Origin of the sequence: Bacillus sp. FSL K6-2819 (assembly GCF_038008305.1) — a bacterium.
Taxonomy (GTDB): Bacteria; Bacillota; Bacilli; order Bacillales; family Bacillaceae; genus Bacillus; species Bacillus amyloliquefaciens.
In genome coordinates this window covers 2,437,899-2,463,604 of the sequence record NZ_JBBOYV010000001.1, presented here as the reverse complement: position 1 = coordinate 2,463,604, position 25,706 = coordinate 2,437,899, and the positions used below count along the sequence as shown (strand labels likewise).

Annotated in this window: 29 protein-coding genes; 22 read left to right on the top strand and 7 right to left on the bottom strand. The window is 47.1% G+C overall.

Annotated elements, in window-relative coordinates; all coding sequences use genetic code 11:
• Window position 1 precedes the first annotated feature (1 nt).
• The 15 genes from MHH91_RS12790 (at window position 2) to spo0A (ending at window position 14,935) form a co-directional block, all read left to right on the top strand.
• The gene (locus tag MHH91_RS12790) at window positions 2–667 is read left to right on the top strand and encodes a SpoIIIAH-like family protein (RefSeq protein ID WP_013352838.1); all 666 of its coding nucleotides are present in this window, start codon (window positions 2–4) and stop codon (window positions 665–667) included.
• Between the two features lie 152 nt (window positions 668–819).
• Window positions 820–1,299, top strand: a complete 480-nt coding sequence (gene accB / locus MHH91_RS12785) for an acetyl-CoA carboxylase biotin carboxyl carrier protein (protein WP_013352837.1) — start codon at window positions 820–822, stop codon at window positions 1,297–1,299.
• A 14-nt stretch (window positions 1,300–1,313) separates the two neighbouring features.
• Complete coding sequence (gene accC, locus MHH91_RS12780; RefSeq protein WP_013352836.1) at window positions 1,314–2,666, top strand: acetyl-CoA carboxylase biotin carboxylase subunit; 1,353 nt, start codon at window positions 1,314–1,316, stop codon at window positions 2,664–2,666.
• Window positions 2,667–2,687: 21 nt separating this feature from the next.
• Window positions 2,688–3,095, top strand: coding sequence for an Asp23/Gls24 family envelope stress response protein (locus MHH91_RS12775; protein WP_013352835.1), 408 nt, complete (start codon window positions 2,688–2,690; stop codon window positions 3,093–3,095).
• Between the two features lie 264 nt (window positions 3,096–3,359).
• On the top strand, window positions 3,360–3,752 hold the full coding sequence (nusB, locus tag MHH91_RS12770) for a transcription antitermination factor NusB (RefSeq protein WP_003153163.1): 393 nt from the start codon (window positions 3,360–3,362) through the stop codon (window positions 3,750–3,752).
• 11 nt (window positions 3,753–3,763) lie between these two features.
• Complete coding sequence (gene folD, locus MHH91_RS12765; RefSeq protein ID WP_013352834.1) at window positions 3,764–4,615, top strand: bifunctional methylenetetrahydrofolate dehydrogenase/methenyltetrahydrofolate cyclohydrolase FolD; 852 nt, start codon at window positions 3,764–3,766, stop codon at window positions 4,613–4,615.
• Window positions 4,616–4,738: 123 nt separating this feature from the next.
• Complete coding sequence (xseA, locus tag MHH91_RS12760; RefSeq protein WP_014470653.1) at window positions 4,739–6,082, top strand: exodeoxyribonuclease VII large subunit; 1,344 nt, start codon at window positions 4,739–4,741, stop codon at window positions 6,080–6,082.
• Complete coding sequence (locus MHH91_RS12755) at window positions 6,082–6,336, top strand: exodeoxyribonuclease VII small subunit (RefSeq protein ID WP_013352832.1); 255 nt, start codon at window positions 6,082–6,084, stop codon at window positions 6,334–6,336. The genes xseA and MHH91_RS12755 overlap by 1 nt, the downstream gene beginning before the upstream one ends.
• Complete coding sequence (locus MHH91_RS12750) at window positions 6,326–7,216, top strand: polyprenyl synthetase family protein (protein WP_013352831.1); 891 nt, start codon at window positions 6,326–6,328, stop codon at window positions 7,214–7,216. The genes MHH91_RS12755 and MHH91_RS12750 overlap by 11 nt, the downstream gene beginning before the upstream one ends.
• Before the next feature lie 142 nt (window positions 7,217–7,358).
• On the top strand, window positions 7,359–9,260 hold the full coding sequence (gene dxs, locus MHH91_RS12745) for a 1-deoxy-D-xylulose-5-phosphate synthase (protein WP_014472093.1): 1,902 nt from the start codon (window positions 7,359–7,361) through the stop codon (window positions 9,258–9,260).
• Window positions 9,257–10,102, top strand: a complete 846-nt coding sequence (locus MHH91_RS12740) for a TlyA family RNA methyltransferase (RefSeq protein WP_013352829.1) — start codon at window positions 9,257–9,259, stop codon at window positions 10,100–10,102. The genes dxs and MHH91_RS12740 overlap by 4 nt, the downstream gene beginning before the upstream one ends.
• A gap of 96 nt (window positions 10,103–10,198) precedes the next feature.
• A complete protein-coding gene (ahrC, locus tag MHH91_RS12735; protein ID WP_013352828.1) occupies window positions 10,199–10,648 on the top strand; it encodes a transcriptional regulator AhrC/ArgR in 450 nt (149 codons plus the stop codon).
• A 31-nt stretch (window positions 10,649–10,679) separates the two neighbouring features.
• Entirely contained in the window at window positions 10,680–12,410 is a 1,731-nt protein-coding gene (gene recN, locus MHH91_RS12730; RefSeq protein ID WP_013352827.1) for a DNA repair protein RecN, read from the top strand.
• 163 nt (window positions 12,411–12,573) lie between these two features.
• The gene (spoIVB, locus tag MHH91_RS12725) at window positions 12,574–13,854 is read left to right on the top strand and encodes a SpoIVB peptidase (RefSeq protein WP_014470651.1); all 1,281 of its coding nucleotides are present in this window, start codon (window positions 12,574–12,576) and stop codon (window positions 13,852–13,854) included.
• Between the two features lie 280 nt (window positions 13,855–14,134).
• A complete protein-coding gene (gene spo0A / locus MHH91_RS12720) occupies window positions 14,135–14,935 on the top strand; it encodes a sporulation transcription factor Spo0A (RefSeq protein ID WP_013352825.1) in 801 nt (266 codons plus the stop codon).
• Here spo0A and MHH91_RS12715 read toward each other — a convergent pair.
• From MHH91_RS12715 to MHH91_RS12685, 7 genes are all read right to left on the bottom strand, one after another.
• The gene (locus MHH91_RS12715) at window positions 14,930–15,064 is read right to left on the bottom strand and encodes a hypothetical protein (protein WP_014470649.1); all 135 of its coding nucleotides are present in this window, start codon (window positions 15,062–15,064) and stop codon (window positions 14,930–14,932) included. The genes spo0A and MHH91_RS12715 overlap by 6 nt on opposite strands.
• Before the next feature lie 60 nt (window positions 15,065–15,124).
• Window positions 15,125–16,306 carry an alanine racemase gene (gene alr, locus MHH91_RS12710; RefSeq protein ID WP_013352824.1) on the bottom strand — a complete coding sequence of 394 codons (1,182 nt, stop codon included), beginning with the start codon at window positions 16,304–16,306 and terminating at the stop codon, window positions 15,125–15,127.
• Window positions 16,307–16,491: 185 nt separating this feature from the next.
• Window positions 16,492–16,704: a spore germination protein gene (locus MHH91_RS12705; RefSeq protein ID WP_013352823.1), complete on the bottom strand. Its 213-nt coding sequence runs from the start codon at window positions 16,702–16,704 to the stop codon at window positions 16,492–16,494.
• Between the two features lie 124 nt (window positions 16,705–16,828).
• Window positions 16,829–17,041: a spore germination protein gene (locus tag MHH91_RS12700; protein WP_014470647.1), complete on the bottom strand. Its 213-nt coding sequence runs from the start codon at window positions 17,039–17,041 to the stop codon at window positions 16,829–16,831.
• A 126-nt stretch (window positions 17,042–17,167) separates the two neighbouring features.
• Window positions 17,168–18,286, bottom strand: a complete 1,119-nt coding sequence (locus MHH91_RS12695) for an NADH-dependent flavin oxidoreductase (protein WP_038463265.1) — start codon at window positions 18,284–18,286, stop codon at window positions 17,168–17,170.
• 93 nt (window positions 18,287–18,379) lie between these two features.
• Window positions 18,380–18,517, bottom strand: a complete 138-nt coding sequence (locus tag MHH91_RS12690; RefSeq protein WP_014470646.1) for a hypothetical protein — start codon at window positions 18,515–18,517, stop codon at window positions 18,380–18,382.
• A 292-nt stretch (window positions 18,518–18,809) separates the two neighbouring features.
• Window positions 18,810–19,442 carry a helix-turn-helix domain-containing protein gene (locus MHH91_RS12685; protein ID WP_013352819.1) on the bottom strand — a complete coding sequence of 211 codons (633 nt, stop codon included), beginning with the start codon at window positions 19,440–19,442 and terminating at the stop codon, window positions 18,810–18,812.
• 147 nt (window positions 19,443–19,589) lie between these two features.
• On the opposite strand from MHH91_RS12685, the gene ytaF reads away from it, so the two are divergent.
• The 7 genes from ytaF to MHH91_RS12650 all read left to right on the top strand — a co-directional run bounded on the left by ytaF (window position 19,590) and on the right by MHH91_RS12650 (window position 25,688).
• Window positions 19,590–20,225 carry a sporulation membrane protein YtaF gene (ytaF, locus tag MHH91_RS12680; protein WP_013352818.1) on the top strand — a complete coding sequence of 212 codons (636 nt, stop codon included), beginning with the start codon at window positions 19,590–19,592 and terminating at the stop codon, window positions 20,223–20,225.
• A gap of 308 nt (window positions 20,226–20,533) precedes the next feature.
• Entirely contained in the window at window positions 20,534–20,860 is a 327-nt protein-coding gene (locus MHH91_RS12675; protein WP_038462916.1) for a hypothetical protein, read from the top strand.
• A 19-nt stretch (window positions 20,861–20,879) separates the two neighbouring features.
• Window positions 20,880–21,506 (top strand): N-acetylmuramoyl-L-alanine amidase family protein, encoded by a 627-nt coding sequence (locus MHH91_RS12670; RefSeq protein ID WP_013352816.1) that lies wholly within the window; start codon window positions 20,880–20,882, stop codon window positions 21,504–21,506.
• 87 nt (window positions 21,507–21,593) lie between these two features.
• Window positions 21,594–22,331, top strand: a complete 738-nt coding sequence (locus MHH91_RS12665) for a glycerophosphodiester phosphodiesterase (RefSeq protein WP_013352815.1) — start codon at window positions 21,594–21,596, stop codon at window positions 22,329–22,331.
• A 139-nt stretch (window positions 22,332–22,470) separates the two neighbouring features.
• Window positions 22,471–23,652, top strand: a complete 1,182-nt coding sequence (locus tag MHH91_RS12660) for an acetyl-CoA C-acetyltransferase (RefSeq protein ID WP_013352814.1) — start codon at window positions 22,471–22,473, stop codon at window positions 23,650–23,652.
• 20 nt (window positions 23,653–23,672) lie between these two features.
• Complete coding sequence (locus tag MHH91_RS12655; RefSeq protein WP_014472089.1) at window positions 23,673–24,524, top strand: 3-hydroxybutyryl-CoA dehydrogenase; 852 nt, start codon at window positions 23,673–23,675, stop codon at window positions 24,522–24,524.
• A gap of 30 nt (window positions 24,525–24,554) precedes the next feature.
• Window positions 24,555–25,688 (top strand): acyl-CoA dehydrogenase, encoded by a 1,134-nt coding sequence (locus tag MHH91_RS12650; protein WP_013352811.1) that lies wholly within the window; start codon window positions 24,555–24,557, stop codon window positions 25,686–25,688.
• Window positions 25,689–25,706 lie beyond the last annotated feature (18 nt).

The window sequence follows — 25,706 nt, the reverse complement described above, 5'->3', positions numbered from 1 at the left end:
TATGCTGAAAAAACAAACGGTTTGGCTTTTAACAATGCTCAGTCTCGTCGTGGTATTAAGTGTTTATTATATTACGTCGCCGGAAAGCAAAAATGCCGTGCAGATGAAAAGCGAAAAAAATAGCGGAGAAATCGCCACAGAAAAAACGCCGGCTCCTGCTCCTGAAACGAAAGAAAAGACCGAAGGCGGCACAGAAAAAGAAGACGGAACAAAAGGCACGAAAGACACTAAAGATTCTAAAGGCGCAAAAGAGGATAAAGAAACATCAGCAGAAGCGTCCGACAAAGACGGATCGGTCGCCACAGAAACAGCTGACGAAAATTTATTTACCACATACCGCATGGAACTTGAAGACGCGAGAAGCAAAGAACGGGAACAGTTAAACAGCATTGTTTCAAGCGATGATGCGACAGCAAAGGAAAAAAGCGAAGCCTACGATAAAATGACGGCGCTCAGTAATGCTGAAGGGACAGAAAAACAGCTGGAAACACTCATTAAAACACAAGGCTACAAAGATGCGCTCGTGGATGCTGAAGGAGACAAAATCAACATTACGGTCATGTCTGACAAACATTCAAACGCAAAAGCTTCCGCCATCATTGACCTGGTGCAAAAAGAAATTAAGAATATGAAAGACGTCGCCGTGACGTTTGAACCGACAAAATAATAGGCCTGAAAAGCCCGCACCCGCTGCGGGCTTTTCTGATGTCATTTTAGATCAGTGTTGAATTTACACAACCGCTCCTGTAAGATAAACATAGTATGTACTTTTAGTAGCAACCCATAAATTTCTATTTTTCATACATAGGAGTGGAACTGATGTTAAAAATCAACGAAATTCATGAACTGATAAAAAGAATCGATGAATCATCCATTGATGAATTTGTTTACGAAATTGAAGGCGTAAGCCTGAAGCTGAAAAAAAATGAAGCGCCGGCCGTGAATGTAACGGGACAAGCTCAAGCTGTTCCTGCTGCTTTCGCACCTGCTCCGCAGGCTGCAAAACCGGAAGCGGGTGAAGCCGCTCCTGTTCAGGAAGCGCCGAAACAAGACGAAAACCTTCACAAAATTACGTCTCCGATGGTCGGAACGTTTTATGCTTCTTCATCGCCTGAAGCCGGCCCTTACGTAAATCAAGGATCAAAAGTGAGCGAAAATACAGTGGTTTGTATCGTGGAAGCAATGAAACTCTTTAACGAGATTGAAGCGGAAGTAAAAGGAGAAATCGTTGAAGTGTTAGTTGAAAACGGCCAGCTGGTCGAATACGGACAACCTCTATTTCTTGTAAAAGCTGAGTAAGGAGACCTGCTATTATGATTAAAAAGCTATTGATCGCCAACCGAGGAGAAATTGCCGTCAGAATCATCCGGGCCTGCAAGGAGCTTGGCATTGAAACTGTAGCCGTTTATTCTGAGGCAGATAAAGACGCCCTGCATGTCCAAATGGCCGATGAGGCTTTTTGTATCGGGCCGAAAACATCAAAAGAAAGCTATTTAAACGTAACGAATATCGTCAGCGTCGCAAAGCTGACCGGCACGGATGCGATTCATCCGGGATACGGATTTTTAGCTGAAAACGCCGACTTTGCCGAGCTGTGCGAGGAAGTAAACGTGACGTTTGTCGGCCCTACGGCAGACGCCATTTCAAAAATGGGGACAAAAGATATCGCCCGTGAGACGATGCAACTGGCGGGCGTGCCGATTGTGCCCGGTTCAAAAGGAATTATAAAAAATACGGAAGAAGCGGTTTCACTTGCACGTGAAATTGGGTATCCTGTCATTATAAAAGCCACTGCGGGCGGAGGCGGAAAAGGCATCCGGGTCGCGCGCACAGAAGAAGAAATGATTAAAGGCATTGAAATCACCCAGCAGGAAGCCGCTACGGCATTCGGAAATCCGGGTGTGTACATCGAGAAGTACATAGAAGATTTCCGCCATGTTGAAATTCAGGTGCTTGCGGATAATTACGGAAACACGATCCATCTTGGAGAGCGTGACTGTTCTATCCAAAGACGTCTGCAAAAACTTCTTGAAGAGTCGCCGTCACCTGCGCTTGATTCTGAAATCAGGGAGCAGATGGGCGAAGCAGCGGTAAAAGCAGCGAAGGCCGTCGGTTACACGGGAGCGGGCACTGTAGAGTTCATTTATGACTACAGAGAGCAGCGCTACTACTTCATGGAGATGAACACGCGTATTCAAGTGGAGCACCCTGTCACTGAAATGGTGACGGGAACCGATCTGATCAAAGAACAGATCAAAGTGGCATCCGGACAGGAGCTCTCGCTCAGACAGGAAGACGTAGAATTTAACGGCTGGGCGATTGAATGCCGTATCAACGCTGAAAATCCTGCGAAAAACTTCATGCCTTCACCTGGTAAAATTAACATGTACCTGCCGCCGGGCGGACTCGGCGTGCGTGTGGATTCAGCCGCATATCCGGGCTATTCGATCCCGCCGTACTATGACAGTATGATTGCCAAAGTCATCACATACGGAACAACACGTGATGAGGCGGTCGCACGGATGAAACGCGCGCTGAGCGAATTCGTGATCGAAGGTATTGAAACAACGATTCCGTTCCATCTGAAACTGCTTGAACACGAAACATTTGTCAGCGGAGAGTTTAATACAAAGTTTTTAGAAACATATGATGTAATGGGCTCATAATTTTTGCGGGAGGTGAATTGAATGGAAGACAACAGTGTGCTTAAAATGGATCATGATGAGTCTCATTTAGGCAAGGTTGAAATTGCTCCTGAGGTCATTGAAGTCATTGCCGGCATCGCCGCTTCCGAGGTTGAAGGAATTGCTGAAATGCGCGGCAATTTCGCCACGGGCGTCGTAGAACGTTTCGGCAAAATCAATCACGGCAAAGGCGTAAAGGTCGATTTAGCCGATGACGGGATTACTATCGACGTCTATTGCGTCGTTCAATTCGGGGTTTCGATCCCGAAAGTGGCAGCAAGCGTTCAGGAGAATATCCGCCAAACTTTATTAAACATGACGTCTCTGACCATTAATGAAATCAATATTCATATCGTCGGCATTCAATTTGACACGAAGGCCCAAGAAGTCGAAATCGACGAAGAAATGTAATGAGCGTATAAAAACCAAGGGGATGGGCAGCCCTTTGGTTTTTTATACGTTTCCCTTCATTTCAGGCATGAAGAAAGCCGGCTTACAAACGGCAGCCGAGTTTCTTCATGCTGTGAAATCCGAATGAAATCAAAAGGGTTTGTAAAAATATTCGGCATTAGGGTGAAAAAACCTAAATTTCGACATGCGATTGGGAAAAAAATATGTTATGATCTCTTTAAGCTTAACGACAAGCGGATAAAGCGGATCTGAAGGAGAAAGAAAATGAAAAGAAGAACAGCTAGAGAAAAAGCTTTGCAGGCACTTTTTCAGATTGATGTCAGCGATATTGCACCGAACGAGGCCATTGAGCACGCGCTTGATGGTGAGAAAACAGATGCCTTCTTTGAACAGCTGGTGTACGGAGTGATCGAACATCAGGTACAGCTTGATGAAATGATTTCCGGCCATCTTGTCAATTGGAAGCTTGACCGGATTGCAAACGTAGACCGCGCGATCCTGCGTCTGGCGGTGTATGAAATGGTTTATACTGACGACATTCCTGCTAACGTGTCATTAAACGAAGCAATCGAGCTGGCAAAACGGTTCGGCGACGATAAAGCTGCAAAATTCGTAAACGGGGTTCTTTCTAACATTAAAACTGATATCGAATCGTAGGAGGAAAGAAAATGACTGCAACAATCATCGACGGAAAAGAAACGGCTAAAGAAAAACGCGAACAATTGGCAAAAGAAGTAGAAGAGCTGAAAGCACAAGGCGTAGTGCCGGGCTTGGCGGTCATTTTAATCGGCGACGATCCCGCTTCTGTTTCCTATGTGACAGGCAAGAAAAAAGCCGCAGAAACAATGGGAATGAAGTTTAAGCTTGACCGTTTTGACTCAAGCTTAACCGAGGCGGAGCTTTTAAAAGTGATTGATCAGTACAATCAAAATCCGGAATTCCACGGCATTCTCGTCCAGCTGCCGCTGCCGGATCATATTTCTGAAAAAGCCGTAATCGAGCGGATCTCCCCTGATAAGGATGTTGACGGTTTCCACCCTCTCAACGTCGGGAAAATGCTGCTTGGCGAAGATACATTTCTTCCATGCACGCCGCACGGAATTGTCGAGTTATTGAAAAAGACGAACGTAGATCTTTCCGGCAAAGAAGTTGTTGTAGTCGGACGAAGCAATATTGTCGGTAAACCGGTCGGCCAGCTGCTGCTGAACGAAAATGCGACCGTCACATATTGCCATTCCCGTACAAAAAATATGTCTGAGCATACGAAAAAAGCAGATATTCTTGTGGTTGCGGTCGGTAAAGCGAACTTTATCAAAGCCGATCAAATTAAAGAGGGCGCCATTGTCATCGATGTCGGCGTCAACCGTCTTGAAAGCGGAAAACTCTGCGGAGACGTTCAGTTTGATGAAGCGAAAGAAAAAGCATCTTTCATTACGCCGGTGCCGGGCGGAGTAGGTCCGATGACCATCACAATGCTTGCGCATAATACTGTTAAATCTGCCAGACGTACGTTATCATAGATAACCGGAGACAGTCACAAAAAGTGTGACAATGAGCACGATACCCGCTTCTTAAGGCTCCTTTCAGCCAGAGCGGGTTTTCTTAGTTTAGGGCAAAAAGCCTTTATGAAAGGAGTGCAGGATGTGAGTGAAGCGGCATATGTCACGGTTTCCGCACTGACCAAATATATTAAACGAAAATTTGATGTGGACCCTCATCTTGAAGACATTTGGATTAAGGGTGAGCTGTCCAACGTTAAAATCCATACGAGAGGCCACATCTATTTTACATTAAAAGACGAACATGCCCGCATGCAGGCCGTCATGTTTCAAAGACAAAGTTCAAGGCTTGCGTTTAAGCCCGAGGACGGAATGAAGGTCATCGTAAGAGGCGGCATTTCCGTCTATGAACCGAGCGGAAGCTATCAGCTATACGCAAAAGAAATGCAGCCGGACGGTGTGGGTGCGCTTTATTTAGCATATGAAGAATTAAAGAAAAAACTTGCCGGCGAAGGGTTGTTTGATGACCGGCATAAGCAGGCCATCCCCGCTTTTCCAGCCACGATCGGGGTTGTCACGTCACCGACGGGAGCGGCCGTCAGAGATGTCATTACCACACTCAAAAGAAGATACCCCTTGGTGAAAGTCATTGTCCTTCCCGCGCTCGTTCAGGGCGAGAATGCCAGCAGATCGATTGTAAAGCGCATTGAAGAAGCCAATGCACAAAAGATGTGCGACGTCCTGATCGTCGGAAGGGGAGGGGGCTCGATAGAAGAATTGTGGGCATTTAACGAAGAAATCGTAGCCCGGGCGATCTTTGCTTCCGCCATTCCGGTTATTTCGGCCGTCGGACACGAAACAGATTTTACAATCAGTGATTTTGTCGCAGATATCCGGGCTGCAACACCGACGGGAGCGGCAGAAATCGCCGTTCCCCACACGACGGACTTAATGGAACGGACAAAAACGGCGGAAGTCCGTCTGACAAGAGCGATGCAGCAGCATATCAGCAAGAAAAAAGAACGGGTGCAAGCGCTCCAGTCATCCTACGCATTCCGTTTTCCGAAACGATTGTATACTCAAAAAGAACAGCAGTTTGATCTTTTGTATCAGCAGTTCCAATCACAGCTTACAGGGCTTACGGACCGGAAGCAAAGGCAGCTGGAGCGGAATACGTACAGATTAACGGCCCTTCACCCAGAAAACCAGCTGAAACAGGCAAAAAAACGGTACGAAGAGCGCTCAAATCAGCTGGAGCGGAGCATGAATGTCCAGCTGAAGCAGCTTCATTCGCAGTTTCAGACGGTTCTTGGTAAACTGAATGCATTAAGTCCCCTTCAAGTTATGGAGAGAGGATACAGTCTGGCCTATAAAGACAAAGAGCTGATCAAAAGCGTTGATCAAGTAGAACAAAATGACACGCTTGAAGTAAAGATGACAGACGGCGTTCTGACGTGTGAAGTATTGCAAAAGAGAGGCGAACGATAATGAAAGAAACCAAAAAAAGTGAAGAGCTGACATTTGAAGAGGCGATGAAAGGCCTTGAAGGCATTGTGGCAAAGCTTGAAGAAGGCGACGTGCCGCTGGAGCAGGCGATTAACTATTTTCAGGAAGGGATGGCCCTTTCAAAAATGTGCCATGAAAAGCTTCAGCATGTCGAAAAACAAATGGACTTTATTCTAAAAGATAACGGAGAACTTGCACCTTTCAGCGTTCAGGAGGAAGACGAAGGTGACAAATAAACTGGACGCATTTTTAGCATCACGCAAACAAATGATTGAACAGCAGCTTTCTTTGTATACAGAACGGCTGGACATGCCCGAATCCCTCAAAAAATCCATGCTGTATTCTTTGGAAGCGGGCGGGAAAAGGCTGCGCCCTCTCGTTGTTTTGGCCGTTTTGAATGCTTACGGAAAAGATGAAAAAGACGGGATTCCGGTCGGATGCGCTGTCGAAATGATTCATACGTATTCCTTAATCCATGATGATCTTCCTTGCATGGACGATGATGATTTGCGCCGGGGGAAGCCGACAAATCATAAAGTCTTCGGAGAAGCGGCAGCCGTACTTGCCGGCGACGGGCTTCTGACAGAAAGCTTTAAATTGATCACATCTCACGTGTCTGAGGAGGTTTCAGCTGAGAAACGGCTCCGTCTCGTCGATGAACTGATCAGCGCGGCAGGAACGGAAGGGATGGTCGGAGGACAGGCTGCCGACATGGAAGCGGAGCAAAAGCAGGTAACGCTGAAAGAGCTGGAATCCATTCATGAGCGGAAAACGGCCAAGCTCCTCGGTTTTTCCGTGACGGCGGGCGCCATTTTGGCAGATGCGCCGGAGGATGAAATCGAGAAGCTGCGCTTGTTCAGCAGCCATATCGGCATCGGGTTTCAAATCAGAGACGACATCCTTGATATCGAAGGTCATGAGGAGAAGATCGGCAAACCGGTCGGTTCAGACACGACGAATGAAAAGTCAACGTATCCGTCGCTTTTAACGCTCGAAGGCGCGAAAGAGAAGCTTGCGCATCATATCAGCGAGGCGAAACAGATCGTAAGCGGCCTTTCTCTTGAGAAAGAATTGCTGCATGATCTCTGCGACTTAATTGCGGCGAGAGATCATTAAAACGATCCCGATTTGAAGGGGCTGCCGCTCCTATGGTAAAATGTAAGCAGTTTCGATGAAAATACAAGGAGAGTCTTTTTCTTTTTTCAAAAAGACACTGTTTAATTTGCAGAAATTCATGCTGAAAGTGAGTTGATCCGCTTTGGATCTTTTATCAATACAGGACCCGTCATTTCTTAAAAAGATGTCAATTGAACAGCTGGAAGAGCTGAGTGAGGAGATCCGCAATTTTCTCATTACATCGCTGTCTGCCTCAGGGGGCCATATCGGGCCGAACCTCGGGGTTGTCGAGCTGACAATTGCGCTTCACAAAGAATTTGACAGTCCGAAGGATAAATTTTTATGGGATGTCGGACATCAGTCCTATGTTCACAAACTGTTAACCGGACGCGGCAAGGAGTTTGAAACCTTGCGCCAATATAAAGGGCTTTGCGGTTTCCCGAAACGCAGCGAAAGCGAACACGACGTATGGGAAACAGGCCACAGCTCAACATCGCTCTCAGGGGCGATGGGAATGGCTGCCGCCCGTGATATTAAAGGGACGAAAGAATATATCATCCCGATTATCGGAGACGGGGCTTTAACCGGAGGAATGGCGCTTGAAGCGCTGAACCATATCGGCGATGAGAAAAAAGACATGATCGTCATCCTGAATGATAATGAGATGAGCATTGCGCCGAATGTCGGGGCGATTCATTCTATGCTGGGCAGGCTTCGCACGGCCGGCAAATACCAATGGGTAAAAGACGAGCTTGAATATTTATTTAAGCGCATCCCGGCCGTCGGCGGAAAATTGGCCGCCACAGCGGAACGGATAAAAGACAGCTTAAAATATATGCTTGTGTCAGGCATGTTTTTTGAAGAGCTGGGCTTTACGTATTTAGGCCCGGTTGACGGTCATTCCTATCACGAACTGATTGAAAACCTGCAATACGCCAAAAAAACGAAAGGTCCTGTCCTTTTACATGTCATCACGAAAAAGGGCAAAGGCTATAAACCGGCTGAAACCGACACGATCGGCACATGGCACGGGACGGGTCCGTACAAAATCAATACGGGCGATTTCGTCAAACCGAAAGCCGCGGCGCCTTCATGGAGCGGGCTTGTCAGCGGCACCGTGCAGGAGCTGGCGCGTGAGGATGACAGAATTGTCGCGATTACACCGGCCATGCCTGTCGGCTCTAAGCTGGAAGGGTTTGCGAAAGAATTTCCTGAGCGCATGTTTGACGTCGGAATCGCAGAACAGCATGCGGCGACAATGGCCGCGGGAATGGCGCTTCAGGGCATGAAGCCGTTTCTTGCGATTTATTCGACCTTTTTGCAGCGGGCCTACGATCAGGTCGTCCATGACATCTGCCGTCAAAACGCGAATGTATTTATCGGCATTGACCGGGCCGGTTTGGTCGGTGCTGACGGGGAGACGCATCAAGGCGTCTTTGATATTGCCTTTTTGCGTCATATACCAAACCTCGTTTTGATGATGCCGAAAGATGAAAATGAAGGCCGCCATATGGTCAATACAGCCCTTAGCTATGAAGAAGGTCCGATTGCGATGCGCTTCCCGCGCGAAAACGGACTCGGCGTAAAGATGGATAAAGAGCTGAAAAGCATTCCGATCGGAACATGGGAAGTGCTCCGTCCCGGAAAAGACGCGGTTATTTTAACATTCGGAACAACGATTGAGATGGCGCTTGAAGCAGCTGAAGAACTGCAAAAAGAAGGCCTGTCCGTGCGTGTCGTCAATGCGCGGTTCATAAAACCGATTGATAAACAAATGATGAAGGCGATTCTTAATGAAGGTCTTCCGATTTTAACGATTGAAGAAGCCGTGCTTGAAGGCGGATTCGGAAGCACGATTCTTGAATTCGCTCATGACCTCGGCATGTATCATACGCCGATTGACAGAATGGGCATCCCTGACCGGTTTATTGAGCACGGAAGCGTAACCGCCCTGCTTGAAGAAATCGGTCTCACGAAGGCTGAGGTTATGAACCGGATTAAACTGCTGATGCCGCCGAAGACACATAAAGGAATTGGATCATGACAGCAAAAAAAGAACGATTAGATGTACTTCTTGTAGAAAAAGGACTTGCGGAGACGCGGGAAAAAGCGAAACGCGCCATTATGGCGGGGATCGTGTACTCAAATGAAAACCGATTGGACAAGCCGGGTGAAAAAATCGCCCGGGATCTTCCGTTAACGGTAAAAGGAAACCCTCTTAAATACGTCAGCAGGGGCGGATTAAAGCTTGAAAAAGCTCTTGAGGTGTTCCCTGTCTCAGTAACAGGCAAAACGATGATTGACATCGGCTCGTCGACAGGAGGATTTACAGATTGCGCCCTCCAAAACGGCGCCGAGCGGTCATACGCAGTAGATGTCGGCTATAATCAGCTTGCTTGGAAGCTGAGGCAGGACGAGAGGGTCGTCGTAATGGAACGGACGAATTTCCGCTATTCCGAGCCTTCTGATTTCACAGAGGGTTTGCCGGAATTTGCGACGATCGATGTGTCTTTCATCTCACTCCGCCTCATTCTGCCGGTTTTAAAAACGCTGCTTGTACCGGGAAGCGATTGTATCGCTCTGGTGAAGCCGCAATTTGAAGCCGGACGGGAATCAGTCGGAAAAAAAGGCATTGTCAGAGATCCCGGCGTTCATGCTGACGTTCTCCGCCGTATGAATCAATTTGCCGCCTCTGAAGGATATGCAGTGAAAGGACTGTCCTTCTCACCGATTACAGGGGGAGACGGCAATATTGAGTTTCTGCTTCATCTGAACTGGGAGGGAGAAGACGGAAACGGCACTGAACTGCCGGAAGAAGACATTCTCCGTACCGTCCGCGAAGCACATGAGACATTAAAAGCCAAAAAGACAGATGTACCGGAATAATAGGGGGCTATTATTCCTTTTTTCTGCCATCATGTACTTTTTATCAAGAAGCGGTTAACATAATGACAAGAACAGCTTGAAAACAGAGGTGCTTACATGACAAAAGGCCAAAGGCATATAAAAATCAGAGAGCTTATTACAAGCCAGGAGATTGAAACGCAGGATGACTTAGTTGACATGCTGAGAGAAGAAGGGTATAAGGTAACCCAGGCGACTGTTTCCAGAGACATTAAAGAGCTGCATCTCGTAAAGGTGCCTACGAATAACGGCTCCTACAAATACAGCCTGCCGGCGGATCAGCGGTTCAACCCGCTGTCAAAACTGAAGCGTTCATTAATGGATGCGTTCGTAAAAATTGACTCAGCAAGCCATATGATCGTATTAAAGACGATGCCGGGGAATGCTCAGGCAATCGGTGCTTTGATGGATAATCTCGAATGGGAGGAAATCATGGGCACGATTTGCGGAGATGACACAATTTTGATCATCTGCAGGACGCCTGAAGATACGGAAGGCGTTCAAAGCCGTCTTTTGGAGCTGCTGTAGCGTAATTATCAGATAAAAGGTGGAATGCTGTTTGTTAGCTGAACTATCAATAAAAAACTTTGCCATTATAGAGGAACTGACGATCTCGTTTGAACGGGGGCTCACCGTCCTGACGGGAGAAACAGGAGCCGGCAAGTCAATTATTATAGACGCCGTTTCCCTGTTAGTCGGCGGCCGCGGGTCGTCTGAATTTGTCCGTTACGGTGAAACAAAGGCCGAGCTTGAAGGACTGTTTCTTTTAGACAGCGGCCATCCCGTTTTTGAGGTGTGCCGTGAGCAGGGAATAGACGCATCTGACGACATGATTGTCATGAGAAGGGACATCAATGCCGGAGGAAAAAGCGTCTGCCGTGTCAACGGAAAATTAGTAACGATCGCGGCTTTAAGGGAGATCGGCAGACTTTTATTAGATATTCACGGACAGCATGATAACCAGCTGTTAATGGAGGACGACAAGCATTTAGAGCTTTTAGATAAATTTGCGGGCGCTGAGGCCGAATCAGCGCTTCAGGCTTACCGTGAAGGCTATGACCGTTATATGAAGCTGCTCAAAAAAGTGAAGAAGCTGTCAGAGAGCGAGCAGGAAATGGCGCATCGGTTAGATCTGATCCAATTTCAGCTTGAAGAAATCGAATCGGCTAAGCTTGAATTGAATGAAGACGAGCTTCTTCAGGAAGAACGGAAGCAAATATCCAACTTTGAGAAAATTTATGAATCATTGCAAAACGCCTATAATGCGCTCCGCAGTGAGCAGGGGGGTCTCGACTGGGTCGGAATGGCTTCTGCCCAGCTTGAAGACATTTCGGATATCAATGAACCGCTGCAAAAGCTGTCCGAAACTGTGTCAAGTTCCTATTATCTGCTGGAAGATGCAACCTTTCAGATGCGCAATTTGTTAGATGATCTGGAATATGATCCGGAACGGCTGAATTTTATTGAAACCCGTTTAAACGAGATTAAACAGCTGAAGCGCAAATACGGAGCGACGGTAGAAGATATTCTGGAATACGGCTCAAAGATAGAAGAGGAAATTGATCAAATCGAGAACCGTGACAGCCACCTTGAAACGCTGAAGAAGGAACTGGAGTCCGTGGGCAAAGATGTGGCCGTAGAAGCCGCCAACTTATCAAAAATCAGAAAAGCATGGGCCAAAAAACTGGCTGAAGCGATTCATCAGGAATTAAAAAGTCTGTATATGGGCAAATCTACGTTTGATACGGAATTTCTTGTGAAAACCGATCCGTCAGCCGATGAAGCGCCAGTTGTCAACGGCCAGCCCGTGCAGCTTACCCAAAAGGGCATTGACCTTGTGAAATTTTTAATTTCAACAAATACCGGTGAGCCTCTCAAGCCGCTGTCAAAGGTTGCGTCCGGCGGCGAACTTTCAAGGGTGATGCTGGCGATAAAGAGTATTTTTTCTTCTCAGCAGGATGTCACTTCCATCATCTTTGACGAAGTGGACACCGGTGTAAGCGGGCGGGTTGCGCAGGCCATCGCGGAAAAAATCCATAAAGTATCTACCGGTTCACAGGTGCTCTGCATTACACATCTCCCGCAGGTTGCCGCCATGGCGGACACGCACCTTTTGATCGCGAAAGAATTAAAAGACGGCCGGACGACGACGCATGTCACGCCGCTTTCCCAGCAGGACAAGGTAGCGGAAATCGGCCGCATGATTGCGGGCGTCGAAGTGACAGATCTGACAAAACGGCATGCAAAAGAGCTTTTAAAACAGGCCGGACAGGTAAAAACGACAGGATAAGCTGCTGATACAGGCAGCTTATTTTTTTGTTCCATTTCTCTAACAGTGTATCCAATGTTTTTCTTCGTATGCCGGTTATAAATCAAGCGCAGGAAGGCAAAAGTATAGATGTAGCAGAAAAAGAAAGTGGTGTGGGATAGGAGCGAGGAGAGTGAAGGAATGAATGCACGATAACATGAGGAAAGCAATAGGTGTAATTCTCCTTGTTTCTTTACTAAGTGTAGGCTTTTTTAAGCCGTTTAAAGAATATTTACTGATACCGTCGCAAATGAGCGTCTTTGAAAAACAGACACAAGCCGTTCCGGTCAATGCATCAATAAGCGCTGAAAAGGGCGAATTATCAGAAGCCTTTACGCTGAAAGAAGAGCATGGTCATGCAAACATAACAGGGCAAAAACAAGGCCGGTCAGAAGTAGTATATGATCTTGCCGGATTTCCCATTAAAAAAACGAAAGTGCGTGTGCTTCCTGAATTAAAGGTCATTCCGGGCGGACAGTCCATCGGTGTAAAACTGCATTCAGTCGGTGTTTTGGTCGTCGGCTTTCATCAGGTGATGACAAAGGATGGAAAAAAGTCTCCGGGAGAACAAGCGGGAATTGAATCTGGCGACATCATTATTAAAATGAACGGACATAAAATTGAAAAAATGAGCGATATCGCCCCGTTTATTCAAAAAGCGGGCACAACCGGAGAATCATTGGATTTATTGGTGAAACGCGATAAGCAAAAAATCAAGACAAAGCTGATTCCGACAAAGGATGAAGCTGAAGGAAAATATCGAATCGGCCTTTATATCCGCGATTCGGCAGCCGGCATCGGCACGATGACATTTTTTGAACCGAAAACAAAAAAATACGGCGCATTGGGCCACGTCATTTCTGATATGGATACGAAAAAACCGATTGTTGTAGAAGACGGAGAAATCGTCCATTCAACTGTAACCTCCATTGAAAAAGGAAAAGGCGGCAATCCCGGCGAAAAACTGGCAAGGTTTTCGTCAGAACGGAAAACGATCGGCGATATTAACCGCAACAGTCCGTTCGGCATCTTTGGGAAACTGCATCAGCCGATTCAAAACAATATTTCCGACAAAGCGCTTCCGATTGCTTTGTCAAATGAAGTAAAAAAAGGACCGGCGCAAATGCTGACGGTTATTGAAAACGATAAAGTAGAGAAATTTGATATTGAAATCGTCAGCACCACGCCGCAAAAATTCCCGGCGACAAAGGGTATGGTATTAAAGGTAACCGATCCGAAACTGCTGAAAAAAACCGGCGGAATCGTTCAGGGAATGAGCGGAAGCCCGATCATCCAGAACGGGAAAGTCGTCGGAGCTGTTACCCACGTGTTTGTCAATGATCCGACAAGCGGCTACGGGGTTCATATCGAATGGATGCTTTCTGAAGCGGGCGTTGATGTTTACGGAAAAGATAAAGCAAGCTGACTGCCGGATGATCCGGCAGTTTTTTTATTTGATTCGTTCTTCACTTCTTTCCTGGATTCATGTAAAATAAGACATGAAGATTTTTCGACAAATTCACGTTTCCTGATTTGTCAAACTTAATTTTTAGTCGAAAAACCTAGAAAATGCTAGAAAAACAAAGATATACCACTATTATTGGTAAAAATGGATTTTTTAAAAGGGGAAGTAGTGGTTTTGTCGAATGTAACATGTAGCAGTCAAATGGGTTGCGTCCTGTTAATACATTGGGGGAGGAAGAAACGTGGAGAAAATTAAAGTTTGTGTTGCTGATGATAATCGAGAGCTTGTAAGCCTGTTGAGTGAATATATAGAGGGACAGGATGATATGGAAGTGCTCGGCGTTGCTTATAACGGACAGGAATGCCTTTCTTTGTTTAAAGATAAAAATCCCGATGTGCTCGTTTTAGACATTATTATGCCGCATCTGGACGGTCTTGCGGTTTTGGAGCGCCTCCGGGAATCAGAACTTGCGAAGCAGCCGAACGTCATCATGCTGACGGCATTCGGTCAGGAAGACGTTACGAAAAAAGCCGTCGATTTAGGTGCGTCCTACTTCATCCTGAAGCCGTTTGATATGGAAAACCTTGTCGGCCATATCCGCCAGGTAAGCGGCAATGTCAGCAGCGTCACACACCGTGCGCCGTCCGCGCAAAGCAGCATTATCCGCAGTCAGCCTGAGCCGAAGCGGAAAAATCTCGATGCCAGCATTACAAGCATTATCCATGAGATCGGTGTGCCTGCCCATATCAAAGGCTATCTTTATTTGCGTGAAGCCATTTCCATGGTGTATAACGATATTGAACTTCTCGGCAGCATCACAAAAGTCCTTTATCCCGACATCGCCAAAAAATTCAACACGACCGCAAGCCGTGTAGAACGGGCCATCCGCCATGCCATTGAAGTTGCATGGAGCAGGGGAAATATTGACTCCATTTCTTCGCTGTTCGGGTATACTGTGAGCATGACAAAAGCAAAACCAACCAATTCAGAATTCATCGCGATGGTTGCTGACAAGCTGAGATTGGAGCATAAAGCTTCATAACGCAAGCTGAATGGCAGGATGTCTTTTTTCGTCTTCTTTTCCGTGAATCAATGCGGAAGAGAAGGCGTTTTGTGCTTTTGCCGGTGAAAAAAGTGAATCACTCGCACCGGCATCTGAATTTTTATACATAAGCAAAATCCCTCTGGTCCGAGGAATCTTGATGCTGCATAAAAGCGGGGTTTATGAGACCTACACGTATAATACGGGAGCTGATACTTTGATGATCTCGCCGTCTCTGATATAAAAGCGGGGGACGCGACGGCTTAACGTAGATACGACTTCATAATTAATCGTACCTAGCATTTCGGCAATCTCATCAACTGAAATCTCGGCTCCTTTTTGTTTACCGTAGATGACGACTTCTTCTCCTTGTTTGCCCTCACTCTCACCCAAACTGACCATAATCATATCCATCGTCACTCTCCCCGCCACCGGCACCCGTCTGCCGCGATAAAGAATAAACCCGCGGTTGGAAAGGGCGCGCGAGTAACCGTCAGCATAGCCGATCGGAATTGTTGCGATGATTTCACCCGGTTCGGCGATATATGTAGCACCATAACTGACGGTCCGGGGCTCTGTCACCATGGCTTTCACATAAGCGATACGCGCCTTTAAACTGAGTGCGGGCGTGAGTTTTACAAGATCCAGCTCCTTGATATAGGCGGACGGGTATAATCCATATAAACCGATGCCTAAACGGATCATATCGGCGCTGAATTCCGGGAAAGCGATAGCGGCTGCTGTGTTGCACATATGCACGGTAGGGAGCGTAATGCCTTGATCTTTTAAAAAACGGAGAAAGCTGATAAATTTTTCGTGCTGCAGCATCGTCAATTCAGTATCAGGTTCATCCGCTGTTGAAAAATGGGTAAAGATCCCGTCCCATGACAGGTATGTACTCGACTTGAGCGCTTTTACAACTGCTAACAGGTCTTTTTCTGTGCGTACACCAAGCCGGCCCATCCCGGTATCCACATTAATATGAATGGACAGCCGTTTCGAAACCGCTTCTTCTTCCAATATCTGATTCGCTTTTTTGATCCAGCTGACTTGAAACGCTGACAATGTTATATTCCAGACGGCAGACTTTTTCACACAGCTGAGAGCGGTAAAGCCGAGTACAAGGATCGGTGCCGTAATCCCCGCTCTTCGTAACACAATCCCCTCTTCAACGCTGGCGACTGCGAGCTCGCTCGCTCCGCTTTCCAGTGCCTGCCGCGCTACTTCGACAGACCCGTGGCCATACGCGTTTGCTTTTACGACGGCCATAATCTTAGACTTATTCGGAATATGGCGGCGGATCGCCCGTATATTCTTTTTTATCGCATCAAGGTCAACTTCAATCCAAACTTCCCGGCAAAGTTTTTTCATCGCGATTCCTTCTTTCCGTAATGAGATTCAGTACTGTCGTGTTTTCATGCTTTCAATCTGCATTCTATTCACTCTTAACTGAAATCATTCAAAACATGAGAAGGTGACCGCTGATTGTTTTCAGTGATTCTGTCGGCCTGCTTATATTGACGCTTTACGTGTCTATAAGGGCTGCGTGGCAGCCCTTAAATTGACTTCACAATATTCTGATCTGAAAATTGATGCTCAAACATTTTGGCCTGGCTCACAGCATTGCTTTGAATGACAATACCGATATTTCCTCCTCCGGCACCGAAAACGGTTTTTGATGCAGTCACCGGACTGATGGATATAGCGCCGCCAACATTGACAACTCCGTTTCCTGATACGTTGTTTATCGTAATCGGGCAACCGCTCATTCTATTTTTTCTCCTTTCTCTCTAAGTCTACTAACTATATGTACGCTGTGATCTGAAATAAGATTAAACAAAACGGTAAAAAAATCCGGCTGCTGTGAGCCGGAATAGGAGGGAAATACAGATATCATAGTGTTTTCATTACATTTTGATCAGAGAATTGAGAACTTGAAGATTGAGCCGTGCTGGATTGATTCATTTGCAGAACCATACCGATATTTCCTCCTCCTGAGCCGTAGACTGTTTTTGATACGGTTAAAGGACTTATCGAAAACGCGCCGCCGACATTGACAACCCCGTTTCCGGAAAGACTGTTAATCGTAATAGGAAATCCAGCCATCATATACGGTCTCCTTTCTATTAATCTATTTACTATATGTACGCAGTGTGTCAGAAATAGGAGTAAACAAAGCGGTAAAAATTTATGAACCAAAAAAACTGCCGGACATCCGGCAGTTTTTTGTGGTTATTTTTCAAACGGCACCCAGCCGCCTGTATTCTGGATCATTTCCCATAACGGTTCAGGGAGTCGGTATTTCTCAATTTCAGATGCTTTTATTGCTTTTTCGATTTCCTGCTCGCGGCCTTCTTTGATCAGCACCGACCATTCGGGGTTGATCAGAATGACACGTCCCAGAGCCACCAGCGGAATCCCGCTTTCTAATACGGCTAGCGCTTCATCCGCGGTATAGATAGAACCGACCGCCATCAGCGGCACTTTATGGCCAACGCGTTCGTTTAATAAATCCATCCGTGTACGTGAAGTATCTGCGCCGCGGCGGGCTTTGGAATTGACGTCCATCAGTGAAATATGCAGGTAATCCAAGTTTTGTTCCGCAAGCGCGTCGGCGAGCAGGAAGGTTTCTTTCATTGTAATCCCAGGTGTTTCCGGCTCTTCCGGTGACAGGCGGTAGCCGAGAACAAATGGATTTTCAGCGTGTGCAGCAATCGCCTGTTTGACAGCGTCAACGACTGCAAGCGGGAACGCAAGGCGTTTTTCATCGCTTCCGCCCCAGCGGTCTGTGCGCTGATTGGTTTTCGGAGAATAAAATTGTTGAATCAGGTACCCGTTTGCCCCGTGAATTTCAACACCGTCAAAGCCGGCTTCAATCGCTCTGCGTGTCGCTTCGCCGAATGCTTTTACGATGTGCTCAACTTCTTGTTCAGTAAGAGCCCGGGAAGTTTGTCTGCCGTCTTCTTCTGAGCCGCTCGGGCTGACGACGTCTTTGTTTGGCACGAGTTCAGGAGGGCATTCCAATCCGCCATGGTGAATCTGCACAACGGCTTTCGCTCCTTGAGACTGGATCGCCTGAGCGAGTTTTTTCAAGCCGGGAATGTGAGAATCATCATAGATACCGGGCTGGCCGGGAAACGCTTTGCCATCAGGTGTTACGTTTGCACATGCCGTAATGACCATGCCCATTTCTTTTGAACGGGGAGTAATGTAGCTTAATTCACGGTCTGAAATTGTTCCGTCATCGTTTGATGAATAGTGTGTCATCGGTGCGACAGAAATACGGTTTGGTATGGTAACGCCGCTTTCAAACGTAAAAGGTTCAAACAGCGGTTTATAAATTTGTTTCATCATTTCGCCTTCTTCCTTAGGAGTTTAACTCGTCCGTATTCTAGCTTATGTTTTAATTGTGTGCAATTATTTTGCCTGTGCTTTATCCTGAGATTATGATCGGCTGAACCATTTAAATGAATGGAACGGTTTTCTCCGTTCTTTTTCGGGATCTTTATATCCGCCTGAAATTTGATGGCCGATCGAGCTGAATATGACAGCGGCGGCGAAGAGGAGAATGATTTTTTTCATATGCATAACTTCTTTCTAATCATTTACAAGATTATTTATAAGCATACGCTTGTGCGAAAAAACCGTCAATTTGTTTTTTATTCTTTTTTCCACTTTCCTGCGGCGAATATCGTTCCGATCTGAATCACAACACTTAACAGAGCGCACACTGCCACAACTGTGTTGCTGTCCATAGAAGACACCCTCCTTTTTGTTAGGTTAATGTATCATATGACAGCTGTCTCTGTTTTGACAAAACCGTAATGCGGTGTTTCATATTTTTCAACAAAAAAGGGCGCTTTTTTAAGCGCCTTTACTTTTTTTTCAGCCGATGCAAAGCGATTTGAACGGCGATCGCGTCGTCCAGATAGCCGATCGGAAACATGTAATCCGGAATGACGTCCGTCGCCAAAATATAATACAGCAGCGCGCTCCCGAGAATCGCGCGGTCTTCAGCCGGTGTTGATTCATCCATATATTGATGATGCATGTTTTTCAAGTGATCAATAAAAGGGCCGACGCTTTCTTCGTTATCCATTTTCTTTTGAAACTCATCACAAATCAGGCGATGGCCCTGCTGGGTTTTGGCATATTGTTCATATCTGGTCAGCTCGCGTTCAATTTGCTCCCGGGAAAAAGGCTGATCAAACATCTCCGCCATATTCAGCATATCCTGAATCGCGTGCATCGGATCTTGCGGCGCAGCTTCTTTATCATGGCCGATGTCTATGCCTGACGCCTCAAGCAATTCCTCCAGCGGGGTGCGGAGGTGTTTTGAAAATTCCTGAAGATGCTTTAAATTGGCCTTCTGCTTGCCGTTTATAATCCGGGAGATGGTGGCCGTATCAATGTTGGTTAAGGCGCCGAGTTTTCTCATGGAGAGCGAGTGCTTATCAAGCAGTGATTTTAAAAGGGGGCCCAATGTATTATTTTCATTTTCTGCCAAGGGTGTCACCTCGTTTCCGCCGGAATGATGATAATCAGTCAATAATTTTTTGCAGAAAAGGTACCTTTTCTGTACTGCTGAATAGGATAGTGTAGATTCAACAGCGCAACATGTTGAAAAGACATCAAAGAATGGGGAGAAAATAACATGGCTTGGTTATTGATTTTAGGTTTGGCAGTGTCCTCGAGCATTGATAATTTAGGAGTGGGGATGTCATACGGCATCAGAAAGATCAAAATATCGCACGCGTCAAATATGATGATCGCTTTTATCTGTTTTTTATTCAGTTATATCGGGATTTATTTCGGCAAATGGATTTCAGCCGTTCTGCCTGGTTTTTTTCCCGTCTTGCTGGCGGCTTTTATCTTATCTGTCATCGGCATCCGCATCATCCTGCTGGCTGTGCCGAGAAAAAAAGAAAATTCAGCGCGTGCTGATGTGTCATCAAGAAAAAAAGGCCGTTTTGCCGGTCTGTTACAAAACCCGGAGACAGCAGATGCTGACGGTTCGGGAGAAATCGGTATATTGGAATCCATGGTCCTCGGAGTGGCCGTATCCGCAAATGCGCTGACTAACGGATTAAGCGCAGGTCTGATCGGGCTTTCTCCCGCCGCAATTTCCATCACTGCGGCGTTCGGAAGTTTTCTGACCATATGGCTCGGCTGCTTGCTTGGAAAAAAAGCTTCGTCATTGCGCATCGGATCTTTCCATGTCGGACAGTTCAGCACGGTGCTGAGCGGAGTGATTATTCTCATCATTGCCGTCAATACGCTGCTCTTTTAAGTTGTCCCGTTCATTTTATGAAAAACTCAAAATAAATATGAACAATTCTATTCGGGAGAGCGCATGATGAGGCTCTCTTTTTTTGATGACCTGATATTTTATCAAAATGAATAGAAAGTCGTCCGTTTCCGTTAAATTCTGCATATCCGCTCTTCAGACAGAACCTTTTTCATAGACGGATCAGCTCGTTTTCTTTCTAAGTTCAGGTAATCAGCGGGTCAGAAATCCTTCATTCCAAATATGGAAAAGCACTGGAGGAACGAAGGCGCCCTTTACAAATCGCCCATTCTGTTCAAAGATAAAGCCGAATGAGAAAACGTGAGGTGATCTGTGTGAAGTCTGTCATATCTGTCATACTTCTGATCTTCACCGCATGGCTGTTATCAGGCTGCGAGTATACCGCAGAGGCGGATTCGGCGCCGTCATTTACACAGGAAGGAACATTCATAAAAGCGTCCGGAAACGATACGATCGCGGTGAAAATTGACGGAGAGCGGCAAGAGGTGAAGGTGCCTTTTTCTAAGCGGTTTGAATGTCAGTCTCTGCCTGAACATACGGCGGTGCAAATCACCTATAAAAAAGAGAGCAACGGACAATTACGGCTTGAAAAACTGAAAAGAGAAACAGATATGTAAAGAACGGGGAGGAAAACACGTGGGTTTACTGACAAAAAGCGCTGCAGCATTCGGTGCCGCTCTGCTTCTTCTTGCACCGTCCGCTTATGCAGCTGAATCTGTGCAAGGAAAAACCATTTATATCGATGCCGGGCATGGCGGAGAAGACAGCGGGGCCGGCGGAAATGGACTGCTGGAGAAAAATATCAATTTAGCGGTGTCAAACAAGGTGATCGCCAAATTGGAGGCAGAAGGCGCAAAACCTGTTGCTTCAAGAACGGATGATACTTTTTTAAGTTTGGACGAGCGGGTGGCGAAAGCAAGCGCCAGCCAATCCGATTTATTCGTCAGCCTCCATACGAATTCAGCCGTATCAACGGCATCGGGCACAGAGACGTATTTTAATTCAACATATGAAGGAGCAGACAGTGAGAGGCTTGCTTCTGACATTCAACAGCAGCTTGTCTCGTCTTTAGAGATGAGGGACAGAGGTGTAAAAGAAGCCCCTTTTTATGTCATTACATATTCAAAAATGCCGAGTGTGCTGGCTGAATTAGGCTTTATCACAAATTCTCAAGATGCGGACAAGCTGAAAAACGAGAGTGGACAAGAGCATGCCGCAGACGCTGTTGTAAACGGAATCGAAACCTATTACAGCGGGCAATAATTATAAAATATATGTAAATAGCGCCCTCCTTATGTGCATAACGATTATAATAGAGAAAACCGATGACAAACACCTGAGGTGACACATATGACGACTATTTTTGCCCACCGGGGGGCGTCGGGCGACTATCCCGAAAATACGATGCTCGCGTTCACGAAAGCGATTGAGGCCGGAGCTGACGGAATCGAACTTGACGTACAAATGACAAAAGACGGCCGAATCGTGGTTATTCACGACGAAACCCTTGACCGTACGACGTCTTTGAAAGGATTTGTGAAAGATACGGCGTATGAGAAAATCAGAACCGCAGATGCCGCCGGCAAATGGAAAGATTCGTTTAAAGGAGTCAGAATTCCGCTTTTGTCAGACGTGCTGCGTTTTGCGGAGCGTGCTGATTTTCTGATCAATATTGAGCTGAAAAACAGCGTGTTCCGTTACGAGGGAATGGAAGAAGAAGTGATCAAAAAAGTCAGGTATTACGGACTGGAACAGCGCGTTATTTTTTCTTCATTTAATCATGAGAGCCTCGCGCTTTGCCACGCCCTGGCACCTGAGATAGAACGGGCGGTGCTGACGATGGATGTGCTTTACCGGCCTGAACGGTATCTTGCTTCAATTCCAGCTTCTGGTTATCATCCGAAGCTCGGCACGCCGGCGGTCAGCGCTGAAGTGATCAAACATCTTGCAAAACACCAAGCGGCGCTCCGTCCGTTCACCGTCAATCGGCCGGAAGATATGAAGCAGCTGATAAAAGCGGGAGCAGACGCATTTTTTACCGATTATCCAAAGCTGGCTCTTTCAATAAAAGAAGAATGCTGCAACTAGAGGACTGTTCAGACAGTCCTCTTTTTTTATGGGCAGAAACAGCACGGGGCGATCATAACTTGGTCAGCCGGTTCATATATTGGAACAGGGCGTTTTGTGTAAGCGTTATCTTTTATCTTATTGAAAGTGAGGCAAAAGTGTGGGAAAAACGGTTATCGTCAGTGCGGCTAGAACGCCGTTCGGAAAATTCGGCGGGGCATTAAAAGAGGTAAAAGCAGCCGAGCTTGGCGGCATTGCCATAAAAGAAGCAATCAAGCGCGCCGGCATCAGTGAAAGTGAAGCAGAAGGTGCGGTGATGGGAATGGTCGTCCAGGCGGGCGCGGGGCAGATTCCGGCGCGGCAGGCTGCGAGGCATGCCGGGCTTCCATGGTCCGTTCCGGCTGAAACCATTAATAAGGTCTGTGCATCGGGGCTCAGAGCCGTTACCATCTGTGATCAAATCATCCGGGCGAAAGATGCGGACGTGCTGATTGCAGGCGGTATGGAAAGCATGAGCAACATTCCGTACGCCATTCCGGCCGGCCGCTGGGGTGTGAGGATGGGAGACGGGGTTTTTCAGGATTTAATGGTTCATGACGGGCTGACCTGTGCGTTTGATCAGGTGCATATGGCTGTCCACGGAAGCTCTGCGGCCAAAAAGTACGGCATTTCCCGAGATGAACAGGATCATTACGCTCTTTTAAGCCAGAAACGCGCGGCTGAGGCAGCTGAGACGGGTAAATTGCATGAAGAAATCGTCCCCGTCACCTGGACCGGCAAAAAGGGCAAACAGCATACTGTTGCAGCAGATGAGGGGCTGCGTCCGGATACAAGCCTTGACCAGCTCGCAAAGCTCAAACCTATTTTTACAGCCGACGGAACGGTCACCGCCGGAAACGCTCCCGGTGTAAATGACGGCGCCGGAGCATTTGTGCTGATGTCGGAGGAAAAAGCCGCGAAGCAGCATGTCAGACCGCTCGCTGCGATACTTGGTTTTGCGTCTGTCGGACTGGAAGCGTCCGAGCTTGCAAGCGCGCCGGGAGAAGCCATCAGCCGGCTCTTGAAAAAAACCGGTTTGTCCGTTGACGACATCGATTTGTTTGAAGTGAATGAAGCATTTGCGTCCGTCGTCCTCGTGAGCGAAAAAATAGCCGGGTTCAGCCGGGAGAAAGTGAATGTTAACGGGGGGGCAATTGCGTTCGGCCATCCGATCGGCGCAAGCGGAGCCAGAATCATCATGAGTTTGATATACGAATTAAAGCGGCGCGGCGGAGGTTTAGGCATAGCGGCAATATGCAGCGGAGCGGCTCAAGGAGACGCCGTCCTGCTGGAGGTGTACTGATATAACGAAGGGAGCGTCAGATGAAGATGAAAACAATCATGGTCGCAGGTGCCGGACAGATGGGAGCCGGCATCGCACAGACAGCTGCCGAAGCTGGGTTTACCGTCATGTTATACGACTGGGAGCCGGAAATGGTGACAAAAGGCCTTCGCCGCATCAAAACAAATCTGGAGAAAGATCAGGCGAAAGGACGAAAGACACAGCATGAAACAGATGCCGTTTTCAGCAGCATTTCCCCGGCAGAATTAACGGACGCGGGAAATGCTGATTTTGTAATAGAAGCGATTGCCGAAAACAAAAAAGCAAAGGCCGAATTGCTCGGCACACTCGATAAACTGTGTCCCCCTCATACCGTATTGGCAAGCAATACGTCTTCTCTTCCCATTACGGAGCTTGCCGCTGTCACCAAAAGGCCTGAAAAAGTAATCGGCATGCATTTTATGAATCCGGTTCCCGTCATGGAGCTTGTCGAAGTCATCAGGGGGCTTGCCACGTCGGAAGAAACATCGGAAACAGTAAAGAAGCTTGCCGTTCAGATGAAAAAAATACCTGTTGAAGTCAATGACTTTCCAGGCTTTATATCTAATCGCATATTAATGCCGATGATTAACGAGGCCGTTTATTGCCTTTACGAAGGTGCGGCCTCAAAGGAAGCGATTGACGATGTGATGAAGCTCGGCATGCGTCATCCGATGGGGCCTTTAACATTAGCCGATTTCATCGGATTGGATACGTGCCTTTCCATTATGGAGGTTCTCTATTCGGGACTCGGAGATTCGAAATATCGTCCATGCCCTCTGCTCAGAAAATATGTCAGCGCCGGCTGGCTCGGCAAAAAAAGCGGGCGCGGTTTTTATGAGTACAACAGATGACATAAAAATCATGAGGGGGAGGCGGCAGCCGTGCATTTTACAGAAGAGCACATCATGATGAGAAAAATGGTGCGTGATTTTGCGCGCAAGGAAGTCGCGCCGATGGTTGAGATCATGGAAACAACCGATGAATTTCCGGACCGGCTGATTAAAAAAATGGGGGAAGCGGGGTTAATGGGGATTCCCGTCCCGGAAGCTTATGGCGGAGCGGGCGCTGATATAACATCTTATATTTTAGCGATTCATGAAATATCAAAAGTAAGCGCGGCTGTCGGCGTTATTTTATCCGTCCACACATCGGTAGGGACAAACCCGATTTTGCATTTCGGGACAGAAGCCCAAAAACAAATGTACATTCCAAAGCTGGCAGCGGGCGAATATGTAGGGGCGTTTGCACTTACTGAGCCTCAATCCGGATCTGATGCGGGAGGCCTGAAAACAACGGCCGTGAGAAAAGGCGGTTCCTATATTCTGAACGGTTCAAAAATCTTTATTACAAACGGCGGAGCGGCAGATCTGTATCTGACATTTGCCTTAACCGACCCGGCTAAAGGGAGGAAGGGGATATCCGCTTTTATCGTTGAAAAAAACACACCCGGCTTTTCTATCGGAAAAAAAGAAAAAAAGCTCGGACTGTTAGGTTCCAGCACTGTCGAATTGCAATTTGACCAAGCGGAAATTCCAATTGAGAACAGGCTCGGCGAAGAGGGCGAGGGTTTTTCAATCGCCATGAAAAACCTTGATGTCGGGCGGATCGGCATAGCGGCTCAGGCGCTCGGGATTATCGAAGCGGCGCTCGGCTGCTCTGTCGAGTACTCCAAAACCCGCAGCCAGTTCGGCAGGCCCATCGCCTCGAATCAGGCTGTTTCTTTTAAACTTTCTGACATGGCGACGAATGCGGAAGCTGCCAAGTTATTGGTCTATCATGCTGCTGATCTGTATCAGCGCGGGCTTCCGTGCGGAAAAGAAGCATCAATGGCAAAGCAGTTCGCGTCTGATGCGGCGATGAAAGCGGCGGTTGAGGCTGTGCAGATTCACGGCGGCTACGGCTATATGAAAGAGTATCCTGCGGAGCGTTTATTTCGGGATGCGAAGGTCACGCAAATCTATGAAGGCACCAATGAGATTCAAAGGCTGATTATTTCTAAGTATCTTCTTCAATAAAATGTGCGAAAAGGAGCG

Coding starts and splice junctions, on each gene's coding strand:
- MHH91_RS12705 (WP_013352823.1), bottom strand. CDS start 16,704: ATGAGCGGTTGCCCGATTACGATAAACAACGTATCAGGAAACGGAGTT.
- MHH91_RS12715 (WP_014470649.1), bottom strand. CDS start 15,064: ATGTATAAAAATTCAGATGCCGGTGCGAGTGATTCACTTTTTTCACCG.
- nusB (WP_003153163.1), top strand. CDS start 3,360: ATGAAAAGAAGAACAGCTAGAGAAAAAGCTTTGCAGGCACTTTTTCAG.
- MHH91_RS12775 (WP_013352835.1), top strand. CDS start 2,688: ATGGAAGACAACAGTGTGCTTAAAATGGATCATGATGAGTCTCATTTA.
- ytaF (WP_013352818.1), top strand. CDS start 19,590: ATGGCTTGGTTATTGATTTTAGGTTTGGCAGTGTCCTCGAGCATTGAT.
- MHH91_RS12790 (WP_013352838.1), top strand. CDS start 2: ATGCTGAAAAAACAAACGGTTTGGCTTTTAACAATGCTCAGTCTCGTC.
- accC (WP_013352836.1), top strand. CDS start 1,314: ATGATTAAAAAGCTATTGATCGCCAACCGAGGAGAAATTGCCGTCAGA.
- MHH91_RS12665 (WP_013352815.1), top strand. CDS start 21,594: ATGACGACTATTTTTGCCCACCGGGGGGCGTCGGGCGACTATCCCGAA.
- MHH91_RS12690 (WP_014470646.1), bottom strand. CDS start 18,517: ATGAAAAAAATCATTCTCCTCTTCGCCGCCGCTGTCATATTCAGCTCG.
- MHH91_RS12675 (WP_038462916.1), top strand. CDS start 20,534: ATGAGAAAACGTGAGGTGATCTGTGTGAAGTCTGTCATATCTGTCATA.
- ahrC (WP_013352828.1), top strand. CDS start 10,199: ATGACAAAAGGCCAAAGGCATATAAAAATCAGAGAGCTTATTACAAGC.
- MHH91_RS12695 (WP_038463265.1), bottom strand. CDS start 18,286: ATGAAACAAATTTATAAACCGCTGTTTGAACCTTTTACGTTTGAAAGC.
- MHH91_RS12740 (WP_013352829.1), top strand. CDS start 9,257: ATGACAGCAAAAAAAGAACGATTAGATGTACTTCTTGTAGAAAAAGGA.
- spoIVB (WP_014470651.1), top strand. CDS start 12,574: ATGCACGATAACATGAGGAAAGCAATAGGTGTAATTCTCCTTGTTTCT.
- MHH91_RS12655 (WP_014472089.1), top strand. CDS start 23,673: ATGAAGATGAAAACAATCATGGTCGCAGGTGCCGGACAGATGGGAGCC.
- accB (WP_013352837.1), top strand. CDS start 820: ATGTTAAAAATCAACGAAATTCATGAACTGATAAAAAGAATCGATGAA.
- folD (WP_013352834.1), top strand. CDS start 3,764: ATGACTGCAACAATCATCGACGGAAAAGAAACGGCTAAAGAAAAACGC.
- MHH91_RS12755 (WP_013352832.1), top strand. CDS start 6,082: ATGAAAGAAACCAAAAAAAGTGAAGAGCTGACATTTGAAGAGGCGATG.
- alr (WP_013352824.1), bottom strand. CDS start 16,306: ATGAAAAAACTTTGCCGGGAAGTTTGGATTGAAGTTGACCTTGATGCG.
- MHH91_RS12700 (WP_014470647.1), bottom strand. CDS start 17,041: ATGGCTGGATTTCCTATTACGATTAACAGTCTTTCCGGAAACGGGGTT.